9 protein-coding genes are annotated in these 11944 nt (G+C 51.3%); 4 read left to right on the top strand and 5 right to left on the bottom strand.

The annotated features are described in order from the left end of the window. The first annotated feature begins 89 nt into the window (after positions 1–89). Positions 90–1160 (top strand): hypothetical protein, encoded by a 1071-nt coding sequence (locus AR688_RS12050; RefSeq protein WP_068233806.1) that lies wholly within the window; start codon positions 90–92, stop codon positions 1158–1160. Here the strand turns inward: AR688_RS12050 and AR688_RS12045 are convergent. Together AR688_RS12045 and AR688_RS12040 are read right to left on the bottom strand one after the other, a co-directional pair. Further along, positions 1152–2075, bottom strand: coding sequence for a hypothetical protein (locus AR688_RS12045; RefSeq protein ID WP_068233802.1), 924 nt, complete (start codon positions 2073–2075; stop codon positions 1152–1154). The genes AR688_RS12050 and AR688_RS12045 overlap by 9 nt on opposite strands. Beyond that, positions 2076–2732, bottom strand: coding sequence for a choice-of-anchor H family protein (locus tag AR688_RS12040; protein WP_068233798.1), 657 nt, complete (start codon positions 2730–2732; stop codon positions 2076–2078). Between the two features lie 85 nt (positions 2733–2817). Here AR688_RS12040 and AR688_RS12035 point away from each other — a divergent pair, with 85 nt between their 5' ends. Continuing rightward, the gene (locus AR688_RS12035; protein ID WP_068233796.1) at positions 2818–3663 is read left to right on the top strand and encodes an RluA family pseudouridine synthase; all 846 of its coding nucleotides are present in this window, start codon (positions 2818–2820) and stop codon (positions 3661–3663) included. Positions 3664–3675: 12 nt separating this feature from the next. On the opposite strand, the gene AR688_RS12030 is transcribed toward AR688_RS12035, so the two are convergent. Together AR688_RS12030 and AR688_RS12025 are read right to left on the bottom strand one after the other, a co-directional pair. Continuing rightward, positions 3676–5730: a tetratricopeptide repeat protein gene (locus tag AR688_RS12030; protein ID WP_068233790.1), complete on the bottom strand. Its 2055-nt coding sequence runs from the start codon at positions 5728–5730 to the stop codon at positions 3676–3678. Between the two features lie 53 nt (positions 5731–5783). Continuing rightward, the gene (locus tag AR688_RS12025) at positions 5784–6734 is read right to left on the bottom strand and encodes a D-2-hydroxyacid dehydrogenase (RefSeq protein ID WP_068233787.1); all 951 of its coding nucleotides are present in this window, start codon (positions 6732–6734) and stop codon (positions 5784–5786) included. A gap of 138 nt (positions 6735–6872) precedes the next feature. Here AR688_RS12025 and AR688_RS12020 point away from each other — a divergent pair, with 138 nt between their 5' ends. After that, positions 6873–7112 (top strand): DUF2798 domain-containing protein, encoded by a 240-nt coding sequence (locus AR688_RS12020; protein WP_068233783.1) that lies wholly within the window; start codon positions 6873–6875, stop codon positions 7110–7112. Positions 7113–7124: 12 nt separating this feature from the next. Here AR688_RS12020 and AR688_RS12015 read toward each other — a convergent pair whose 3' ends face one another. Beyond that, entirely contained in the window at positions 7125–9458 is a 2334-nt protein-coding gene (locus AR688_RS12015; protein WP_068233782.1) for a putative bifunctional diguanylate cyclase/phosphodiesterase, read from the bottom strand. A gap of 195 nt (positions 9459–9653) precedes the next feature. On the opposite strand from AR688_RS12015, the gene AR688_RS12010 reads away from it, so the two are divergent. Then, entirely contained in the window at positions 9654–11930 is a 2277-nt protein-coding gene (locus AR688_RS12010; protein ID WP_068233781.1) for a patatin-like phospholipase family protein, read from the top strand. The last annotated feature ends 14 nt before the right edge of the window (positions 11931–11944 follow it).

Genomic DNA, 11944 nt, shown 5'->3' with positions numbered 1-11944 from the left:
GAAAAGCCTGGTTGACTAATTATATAGTTCAACTAGGCTTTTTTTGTTCTTATTACCCTAAGGTCCATCCGGACATGCAAAGGAGTTGCATGAAAAACCCTGTCTACACCGAATATAAACGCAGTAGCTTGCTGGGGGGGCTGCTGGTGCTGGCTCTGTCACTATTGGGCGCCACCGGGCATTATTTACTGACTATTGACAGCAAAGTCGTGCATAGCAAAAGTCTGCTGGATAATGCAGTGCAACAGTTAGACAGCACCTTGCTGCCGTTGATGGGGTTTGCTGAGGCACTGCGGCGCAATGCACAGATTAAACTGCAATTACCCGCCATAAAAAGTGATGACAGCCTGCCGGTGTTATCGGTTACCACGAGTGATACCGAGCAGCTACCACTTTACGGCGAAAATGCGGCGCTTAATCTGGAGCTACAGATGTTGTTGCGCTTACAGCCTTATTTTGAGCTGGCTGGTGAAACGCAGCCGGTTGTCAAAGGACTGTATTATTTTTCGGAGCAGGGTTTTGCTTATAACGGCGCCTCAAAATGGCCGGATTACCTGGCCGAGCAATTGTTAAAATGGCGACAGGACACCGCGCAAACTTTAAGCTTTGAACGCGACTTAGTGTTTTATTCGCATTTTTCGCCACAGCAGGCAGCCATGATGGTGCCGCTGAGTTATCAGGATAAAAAGCTGGGCAGCTTTTTATACATAGTGGCAACCGACTCTTTGCTGGCACCGGTGCACAGCCAGTATCCGCAGCTGGATTTTATGTTGCTGGATCAGTCTGGCGAGCTGGTAGGCGGCGCGGGCAATATAAAACGTCCGCAGCGTGCCGATGAGCATATGTTGCAGGTTCAGCGTTTAAGCAGTACTCCCTGGTCACTGGCAGTGCTGGAATTTAAAACCAATGTGTTTGCAGCCGGGCTGCAGACATTTTTCTGGCACTGGCTGGGGTATTTGCTGCTGCTGGGGGCGCTGTTGGTGGCGTTACAATTGCGTTATAAAAAACGCACCTTGTCTGCTGTAGGCCGCTTAATTGTGCACATTGACCGGCTGGCTGCGGGCCAGCCCCATGGAGTGCGGCATATTCCACAAGGCTGGGCAGAGGTATTCGATAAGGTGTACCAGCTGCACGACAGCAAAAAGTCGGATTCAGAGTAAACGATAACCAAACTGGCCACTGCGGGTATACATAATATAGTCCTGGCTTATCTTACCGGGGGCGAACAGTGCCGGGCCGGTAGGGTCTACCAGTAAATACTCTTTGCCCTCTATGGTGGCTTTATCGTCAGCGCCGGTAACCGGCAATTGTACTGCCAGCATGGCATGCTGCGGTAAGTACACAATAGCCAGTTTTACATCCGGTAACAGCATACGGATCAGCGCAGCAAGTAACACCGTTTTACTGTCGCAGTCACCACGGTTCTCCTGCAACACTCTTAGCGGTGGGCTAAAAGTATTGCCGGTGGAATTTCGGCGATCAGATAAATCCTGATAGGGCAGTTGCTGTAACCAACTACTAATGTATGCCACCGTATCCCGGCTGGCCGTGTTAACCAGTTTATCATGCAAGGCTTTGGCTACCGGCAACAGGTCTTTCAGGCTGTCCTGCATCAGCCGCTGGTGGTCGGGCACAATAACAGGCCCGCTCCAGGGCAGGCTCAGTTGATAATAATAAGCTTGCTGCAGATAAAACTGGCTGCGCTCAGTAGTGAGTTGGCTTAGCTCCTGCTGCAGCTGTGGCAATAGTGTGTTATCGGCACTGGCGATCTGATAACTCAGCGCATTTCTGTCTGGCTGGCGTATCAGGCGGGCGTTTGGGTATTTTGCCATATGCATTTGCAGATCCCGCCATAAATACTGCTGCATAACGCTGGTTTGAAAACGGCGAAACTGGCGGAAATGATTGCTTAACGTAGGTTGTGCGATGCTAAAGTTCAGTTGCTGTGCCTGCCCGGCCACACTGAAGCGGTAATTAAAATGTGCCTGGCCGTCATCCTGTTGCAGGGAAAAACGTAACGTATCTGCCGCCAGTAATGGCGGCAGCAGCAGAAAAAACAACAGGATAAATTTCATTTAGCTCCGCTGACGTAATGCCCGATAACGTTGACCAGACAATAAGCATAATACCAGCAGCAACAAGATACCAGTGGCACCGCCTGATGCTTCAACCGTTGTGCTGCTGCCGATGTAGCTGTCTCTGTTGTAATCTTCCAGTGGAATGTAATCAAGGTTTGCGTCATCAAAACCGGAGATCTCTGCCAGCAGGTAGCCGGTTGCCGCGTCAAACAGACGGACAGTCAGCAAATAGTCGTCTGGTGCAAAGCGGTTTTCCAGCACGGTATCAATTGCCAGCCAGTCGTCAGGGCTTTGGCCGTACAATTCAAATATACTGCTGGTGTAATATACCCGCTCATCGCCATAGGTGGGCAGCAGGGTAAATTCAGCAAATACCTGTTGATACGATACTGAAGTATCGGCATCCAGTTCAACTTCCAACCTGTGGTAATAACCGTTGTCATTCAGATCGCCGCTGATAAACACATCAACACTGTGAAACCAGACATGGCTCTGGTAAGCCTGAGTCGTTACCCTGGTATCTTTCACGGTTTTTAGCAGCGGTTTGTGTTCACTACGCCGCTCAGTGGTAGTGCTGTCAGCACTACTGGCTTCGATTGGTGCAGCAAACCACAGCAGCAGGCAACTTAGCAGGCTTAAGCTGATATTTTTCATAACGGTATCTCCTTATGCTTTGTTACTATTACAGGCTGGCGGGATGAATTTTGGCTGAACTTCAACGTAAAGGATGTGTAAAGCAATGAGACTGGTTCGCACTGTAGTGGCTGAGGGCAGCATAAATGCAATTGATTTACTTAGCCTTCGTGTGCCAGAGCTGTCAAAAGGCCGTTTGAAAGATGCCATGGCCAAGGGCGCGGTGCTGCTAAGTGGCAAACCGCAAAAACGGCTGCGCCGGGCGCAAACTGCATTACAAACAGGTCAGCAATTACAACTGCATTATGATGACGAGCTATTACAACGCACTTGTGAGCCGGCACAGCTAATAAGCGATCAGCAGCAGTACAGTGTGTGGTTTAAACCGGCAGGTATGTTGTCGCAGGGCAACGAATGGGGCGACCATCTGGCGCTGCTGCGCGCAGTTGAGCAACATTTTGCCGCAAAGCGCCAGGTGTTTTTACTGCACCGGCTGGACCGCGAAGCCAGTGGTGTGGTTATTGTTGCCCATAGTAAAAATGCAGCGGCGGCATTTAGCCAGCTGATTGCCGGGCATAAAATCAGCAAACAATATGTTATCCGGGTGAAGGGGCCGCTGCCTGACAGCTTATTGCAGCAGGGCGAAATCAGTTTGCCGCTGGACGACAAAGTTTGCCTTACCCGTTTCCAGTTGTTGCAGTTTGATGCGCTAACGCAACAAAGCTGGCTGGAGGTTGATCTTATCAGTGGTCGTAAGCATCAGATCCGGCGGCACTTTGCCGCGGTTGGCCATCCGGTAATGGGAGATCCGCAATACGGCCAGGGCAATAAAGATGCCACTGGTTTAGCATTACAGGCGGTTACGCTTAGCTTTAGCTGCCCGTTGCGGCACAAAAGCCAAAGTTTCAGTGTGCCGCCAGAGCTCAGGTTGCACCGTTCACCAAAGCAATAACCGCTTAATTGCTCAGGTGAGCTCGTCGGCAATACTGGCGGGCAGTAGCGTGTTATTGCAGCTAAGTTCAATACTCCCCAGCCGGATAGCATTGAGTAAGTCTTGCCGTACCATATTACTGTGCCATTCACAGGCTCTGGCCGATTTACCGTGCAGTGCCAGTAACCACAGTTGTTGCTGTGGTGGCGAAGTGGCCGCCAGCGCCCAGCTTAGCCAGAAGGCTTCCGGCAGGGCGTTAAGTTCTGTCAGTTGCCAGGGCGTATCTGACAACTGCGGTAATGCCAGGCGTAAACTGATAAAAGCCTGGTTGGCAAAACGCTCCGGCAGTAAAGCCTGCAGCTGTGCCGCCAGCTGTTGTTGCAACGCTTTGGCAGTATCGTCGTCGGTATGCAAAGCCAGCCATAGCACATCGTCGTTAACGCAACTGGCGGTTAGCTGCGCACAATCCAGTTGTTGCATAAAGGTTTGCACCGCCTGCTGCAAGCGTTGTTCACCAAACTGTAATTTTAGCTCTGTTATTGCCGCTGGCGTAAACGCCAGGATATGCAGCGTGGTCTTTGCCGACTGATGTTGTGTACGCTGACAAAAGTTGTGCCAGTCGGCAGAGGTCAGTCTTACGGTGCTTTGGGTTACAGGTTTGCGCCACTTACGCCACACTAACGCTGATATCGCTGCCAGAAACAGCAGCAGTACAGCCAGCGCCAGTAACTGGCTGTAGCGCTGTTGTTGCTGCAATTGCTGTTGCAGTTGTGCCAGTTCAGTCTGGTGCTGGCTGGCCGCTGCAACCTGGCTTAAGCCGTTATTAATTAAATCCAGCTGTAGTTTATTTTGCTCGGCAAATTGCTCAAAGCGCTGGGTACTGGCTTGCTGCATGCGGGTGTAGGCCAGTTGCCAGTTACCCTGTTGTGCCGCCAGTTTAGACGCCAGCTCGTTGTAGCGGTATTGCAGGTAAGCTGCCAACTGTGGAATATGTGGTAGCAGCTCTGCCAGTAGCGCGTTTGCCTCTGCATATTGTTGGCGCTGAAACAATAACTCGGCCAGGGCTAAGCTGCTCTCATGCAGGTATGTTTGCAGGTTTTGCTGGCGGAATAACTGTAAGGCATCATTAAAATACTGTAGTGCCTGCTCATCCTCTTTTTGTAACACCGCCAGCCGGCCAAGACCCTGCATGGCCATACCCACCCGGAGTAAATCATCTTGCTGTCTGGCCAGTGTCAGCGCTTCGTTCAGATATTGGCTGGCTTGCTCTGCGGTATTAGTATCTTCCAGATAGGTTTCACCGATAAACAACAGGGTATAGGTATAGCTGGAATGCTGCTGCAGTTGCTGGTAGCGCTGTTTTGCCTGCAGTAAGTGAGATAACGCATTTTTGTGGTCTTCAATTTTGCGGTACGCCATACCAAGACGAAAGTGAATGGAAGCCAGCGCTTCGTTATCCTGCAGTGCTGTGGCCAGTTGCAGCGCCAGATTAAGATTCTGATAAGCCTGATTATAGGCGTTGTTCTGCAGCGCCAGCCGGCCCAGTATAATGCGGGCTTTTAGTTCAGCTTCAGGCTGTTGTCCGGTTAATGCCAGTGTCAGGCTGCGCTCGGCATAAGGAATGGCTTTTTGCACATGACCCAGCTGATTATAAGCCTGAGCGAAATTTTGCAGCACATCGCTGTATAGTTGCAGGCTGAAAGGATCGGTTTCGTCCTGCAGTATTAGCTCTGCCCGTTCCAGTTGGGTAATTGCAATGGCAGTGTCGCGGTATAAAATGCCATAAATTTGCGCTTTTAATAAGTATGCCTGCGCCTGCAAATACACCGGAGCTGAACTTTGCAGCACGCGCTCGGTGGCGTCCATGGCGGCTTCTTTATTACGCAACCGCAACTGTGTCAAACCCAGCACCAGCCAGTCTTCACTACTGAAAGACGCCGCTGGCTGCGACAGTAACTTATTGCTGACTTGTTCGGCATTGCTGCTGGCTTCATTCAGGCGCAACTGTAAGCGCTCAGAAGCCTGTGCCGCAGATGGCAGCGCTAGCGATAGCAGAGCTATATACAGCAGGGCGTTACGTATTGGCATAATAATAACTGTTTTTATTTTTATCGCAGTTTAGCCTTATTTCACCCTGGCAGCTACACCTGATGCCGTGGGCTGCCTTGTATAAATGCCTGTATGTTATCGGCCAGTTGTAACACCATGCGCTGGCGGGCTTCGGCGCTGGCCCAGGCCATATGGGGTGTAATCAGCAGGTTGGGTAAATTGGTGCGGATCAGTATATTGTCTGGCGCAGGTGGCTCTTGTGTAACCACATCCAGCGCCGCGCCGCCCAAAGTACCGTTTTGCAGGGCGTCAAGCAGTGCGGCCTCATCAATCAGGCCGCCACGGGCGGTATTAATCAGCAGGGCGTTAGGTTTAACTGCGGCAAAAACCTCAGCGTTAAACAGCTTTGTAGTGGCAGTTGTCAGCGGGCAGTGCAGCGATATTACATCAGCCTGTGCCAGAGCGTCGGTAAATGACACTCTGCCGGGGCGGCAAGACACTGCGCCTGGCTGTTCGGCAATAATCAGCTGCATACCAAATGCCTGTGCCAGTGCAGCACTGGCCTGGCCCAGAGCGCCATAGCCCACTACGACAAAGTTTTTATTTGCCAGTTCAGTTACCGGGTAATCCAGCAGGCAAAAGTGTTTACTCTGGCTCCATTTGCCGTGAAGCACGGCCTGATGGTATTGCTGAACTTTGTTGGTAAGTTGCAGCAACAGCGCAAAAACATGTTGTGGCACGGCAGTGTCGGCATAGCCGCGCACGTTGCAGACGGTAATGCCCAGCTGGCGGGCCGCTGCAACATCGACATTATTTACCCCGGTGGCGGCTACGCAAATTAGTTTTAAACCGGGTAAGGCCTGCAGCATCTCTGCTGTCAGCTCTACCTTGTTAACGATAGCAATACTGGCTGGCTGCAACCGGCTGACTACCTGCTGCGGCGTGGTGTAAGGATAACACTGCAGGGGTGTGGTGCTGCTGCGTAGTGGCGATAAGTCGGCATCGCCCATAGAGTCTGTATCGAGAAAAACCATATTATGCATAATATTGTCCTGTTAAAGCGGCCGACGTTATTGTTCCAGCGCGTTATACCAGCGCTTGGGCGAGCGGTAAACTGTTATGGCTCTGAATTATGCTAAAGTCGCATACCAACAAAACCTTTCTTATAGTGTGGCTCGCTCATGTTTCCAGTGCGTTTTCAGCCGTTTATTTTTGCTTTTATTATGTCTGGCTTTATGGCGTTTCTGATGTCAGGCATTTTGACATTTATTAATCTGGGTTGGTTTGATGCTTTTATCAGTGCCTGGCTTAAAGCCTATTTATATGCACATGCCTGTGCTTTTCCGCTGGTATTTATTTTTGCACCGCTAAGCCGCAAGATCACGGCAAAGCTGGTTAAAACGGATACCCACGTTGTTTAACAGCATGCAGCATTATTTAACGGTTTGAGCATTAAGCCAGTGCGGATGATGGCTGCTATATTGCTGTAGCCAGGTTGCAAAGGCGTCGGCCTGCAGCGGCCGGGAAAAATAATAACCCTGCACTTTATCGCAACCACATTGTTGCAGTTTGGTCAGCCCGGCCTGATTCTCCAGACCTTCAGCGGTAACAACAAAGCCCAGGCTATGCGCCAGTTGGGTTGTTGCGGCAACAATCAGAGCATCATTGCTGTTGTGTTCAATATCTTTAACAAAAGCGCGGTCAATTTTAATTTCATGCACCGGCAATTGCTTCAGATAGGCCAAAGACGACTGCCCGGTGCCAAAATCGTCAATCGCCAACGTAATACCCAGGCTGCGGATACGCTGCAACTGCGCTATTACCGTTGCTGCATCCTGCATAATGGCGCTTTCGGTAACTTCCAGCGCTAATGCTGCGGCGCTTAACTTGTATTGCTGCAGTTGAGCATTGATATTGTCAGCTAAAGCCGGGTTTAGCAGATCATGTACCGACAGATTTACGGCTATTTGCAGCCGTAGCCCTTGCTGCCACCATTTTGCTGTTTGGGCTATGACCTGTTGCAGCATCCAGTCAGAAATCAGGCTGATATTGCCGGAATGCTCCGCCAGACGAATAAACTCGTCCGGGGCAATCGGGCCCAGTTTCGGGTGTTGCCAGCGGATCAATGCTTCAGCACTGTGGCACTGCTGTGAGGCAAGATCAATTTTGGGCTGATATACAGCGTAAAACTGGCCATTGTGCAGCGCCTCAGGCAGGTCACGAATCAGCATCAGCTCTCGCTGGTGGCTTTCATCCTGGCCTTGCAGATAAATAGCAGTGCGTTGTGGTGCCAGCCGGGCATTGTCCAGCGCGATATCGACTCTGCGCAGGGCGTCATTAACGCTGCTTTGCTGGCGGAAAAAGTGATAAATACCAATACAAATTTTCAGGTTGATTTGAGAGTTAGCTAACTGATAACCCTCTCCCAAAGCCGCCAGCTTTGCCCGCACCTGGCCTTCGGTTAGTAAGGTATTGTATACCAGTAAAAACTCATCGCCGCCCAGCCGTGCCAGCATTGCCGGCGTTTCAGGCCCCAGTTGTAGCCGCCGTGCCAGCTGTTGCAACAAGATATCGCCGTTGCTAAACCCCAGTACGTCATTGATATGCTTAAACTGCTGAATGTTAATTTGCAGCAGGCTGCCGTCGCTGCTGGTCAGCAGGCTTGGCAGTAAACGCTCGACAGCGTTGCGGTTATATAAGCCCGTCAGTGAGTCATGCTCGGCATTAAACTGTAATTGTTGCTCACGCTGGCGGATATCATGCTGCATGGCGCTAAGGGTGCGGCTCAGCAACGCTACTTCGTCTTTACCGCGCACCGGAATAGTTTCGTCAAACCCCTGGCCTATGCGTCTGGCATAGTAGCTTAGCGCTTTGAGTGGCTGGGTAATGCTGCGGGCAAAAATAATACCTGCCAGTAAGGTAAGTGATAACGCCGCGCTGAAAATAAGCAGCAACTGATGCCGGAACTGCTGATAGCTGCTAAGCCAGCGCTGGTTAGATAAATGCTGCACAGCCCATAACTGCTGTTGTTGATCCAGCGGCAGCGCCAGCGAGATATAATCTTGCTGTGTGTTGCTATGCGGCACACCGGCATCGTTTATCAATGTATCAAGCAATGCAGGTAGTTGCTGTTGATAAGCTGCATCAAGCGTAGAAGTATATAACTGATAACCTTGCGCCTGCTCGGCCACAAAGCTGATATCCAGATCAGTTATGCCGCGGATCTGTTTGGCTAAGGTACTATCAAGCGGAAAACCCATGCCAACCCAGGCAATTAACGCTGGCGCTCTTACCGGGGCCAATACCAGTTGATAGGGTTGGCCAGCCAGATGCAAAATATCGTTTACCGGCGCTGTACTGTTGCCCTGTGTTTGTTGAAACAGCGGTGCTATATCGGCGGCTTTAATTGCTGTATCCGAGCTGGCCAGCAAAGCACCGTCGGGCGACAACAGTAAGGTAAGGCTGGCATTAATGCGGCTGCCATGGTTAGCCAGTACCGATTTTATAGTTTCCTGCTCTGCAGTGGCAACAGCACGGCGAAAGCCAAAATCGGTAGCCAGAATTTGCACGCTGCTGCTTAACTGGCCAGCTCTGTTATTCAGTGCTTCACGTAGTACTTTACTGGCCACGCTCAGAATATGCCCGGCCTGTAACTCACTGTCGCGTTTCATGGCGCTAAGCGTAGCCAGCCCGGTCGCTGTAGCCAGCAGGCTTAACAATACCAACAGAATAAGTATTAGTTTGGTGCGTAAAGAGCTGAATGTCATCAGGGCTTAACTATGTTTATTAAAACAACAATAAGGTTTAGCAAAACAGCACGACGAACAGGGGCGCCAAAAGGCAAGAATAAGGCATAATGCTGGATACCAAATTGGAAATTTTATTAACAATAGCAATAAGCCAGAGCAGGCTCAAATAAAAACTGGTAGCAAAGTAATGCTAATGAGACGGACAGATATTAAATGAAGACAGGATTAGCCATTCAACTGGGGTTGTTACTGCCGGTTATTGCATTACTTTATAGCCCAGCTGCCACAGCTGCTGATATTTGCCAGCAAGCCAGGCAGCAGCAGCGGCCTTGTGTGGCACTGGTGCTGGGCGGCGGCGGCGCCCGTGGTGGCGCGCATCTGGGGGTGATTGAACAACTGGAGCGCCAGCAAATACCGATCGATCTGGTAGTAGGCACCAGTATTGGCGCCTTTATTGGTGGTTTGTATGCCAGCGGCCATAGTGCCAGCGAAATTGCTGCCCGGCTGGAAAACACCCCCTGGGCGGATGGCTTTCGTGACCGCGTATACCGTGATGAAATGCCGCTGCGGCGTAAACATAAAAGCGACGACTTACCGGTAAATCTGGATTTGGGGGTATCAGAAGAGGGGGTGCGCTTGCCCAAGGGCATTTTAAGCGGTCAGGCGCTGGCAGAAATTCTTAACGGCACCTTTGGCCCTTTTGCTAACCTGAAGCATTTTGATGACTTACCGGTACCTTTTCGCGCAGTGGCAACAGATTTACTTACCCAGGAAGAAGTTATTCTCAGCGATGGCAGCCTGGTGCAAGCCGTTCAGGCTTCAATGAGTCTGCCCGGTGTGGTGCGGCCGCTGGAGCTAAACGGTAAGTTGCTGGTAGATGGTGGCGTGGTAAACAACCTGCCAATCAGTGTGGCGCGGCAACTGGGGGTAGACCGAATTATTGCTGTTAGCATCGATTCGCCACTGTTGCGCCGCGAGCAGATGGAATCTGCCTTTAGCGTTACTGAACAGCTAACCAGTTTTCTGGTGCGGGCCGGGGTGCAGCAGCAAATGCAATTGCTGACCGAGCGTGATCTGCTGTTGCAACCGGATCTGGTAAATATCAGCATGCTGGATTTTGGCAATATTGCCCAGGCTGTGCAGTCGGGGCGGCAAAGTGCTATCCGCTTTGTGCAGGCACTGGCCGATTTTAGCCAGCCGCAAAAAGTCTATCGCGAATGGTTCAGCCGGTTTGAACATACCGACGCCGCCGCTGTTAAAATTGACAATATTGCCCTGCAAAATGATTCCCGCCTTAGTGACGAGCTGTTGCTGGCACGGCTGGAGTTGCAACCGGGCGACTTTTATACCGAGCGCAGTATCCGCCGCGGCTTGCGCCAGATGTATGGCCTGGACACCTTTGAGCGCATTACCCAGCAGCTTACCGTCGATGATAACGGTGAAACCCTGTTAACAGTGCGGGCCGAAGAGAAAAGCTGGGGGCCGGGATATATGAACTTCCGTCTGATGTTTGAAGATGATTTTCGCAATAACCATCAATACCAGCTGGCCGCAGGTTATACCCGCAGTAATTTGTCACCCTGGGGGGCAGAGTGGCACTCTGAACTGGCGCTTGGCAGCAATAAATACCTGCATACCGAACTATACTGGCCGCTGGCAGACAGCGGTTTTTATACCGAAGCCAGTTACCACCACCGCCGAGATACCCAGTCACTGCAGGATACGCAGGCGTTATCTGCCGGTGAGCTGAAAAACACAGAAAACAGCCTGCTGCTAAGTACCGGCTGGAATATATCGGATCACGCCCGTCTGCAACTGGGCTGGACCTTGCGCGACGGCAAATACTTATTACCCAGTTTGTATGCCAGCCAGATTGGTACTGACACTGTCAGCTACCAGCGCAACGGGCCGGAGGTGCAGTTTATCTGGGATACGCTGAACAGCCGCAGCTTTCCCACCCGCGGTATTCGTTTGGCCAGTAACTACCGCTTTCTGAATGATGATGCTCTGGGCACTGCAGTGTCCAGTAAAAGCAGCAGTACCGAAGTGTTGGCGGCTAAAACCTGGCAACAGCACACGCTGCGCACCCGCTGGCGCTTTGACCATTACAACGCCGACGAAGACAGCTTTGCGCTGGAGCAGTTTAATCTGGGCGGTTTTCTGAATTTGTCCGGTTATCCGGCTGATTCACTGTTTGGCAGCCAAATCCAGTTTGGCAGCCTGGTGTATCTGTACCGGCTTACCGAGCAGAAAATCTCATTTTTTAATGCGCCGCTGTATTTTGGTACCTCATTGGAACGCGGCCGGGTACGTAAAGATCTGTTCGGTGCTTCCGGCGGCGCTGACGCCACCAATTGGTTGTGGGCAGGCAGTGTATTTCTGGGCTGGGATACGCCGCTGGGGCCTTTGTATTTTGGCGTAGGCATGGCTGAGCAGGGCGAGTCTGATTACTCTGATGCGGTGTATCTGTCGTTTGGCAAACATTATTAATACAACGGCTAGTA

Origin of the sequence: Rheinheimera sp. EpRS3 (assembly GCF_001513785.1) — a bacterium.
Taxonomy (GTDB): Bacteria; Pseudomonadota; Gammaproteobacteria; order Enterobacterales; family Alteromonadaceae; genus Alishewanella.
The sequence above is the reverse complement of the archived record's forward strand: the minus strand, read 5'-3'. Positions and strand labels throughout refer to the sequence as shown.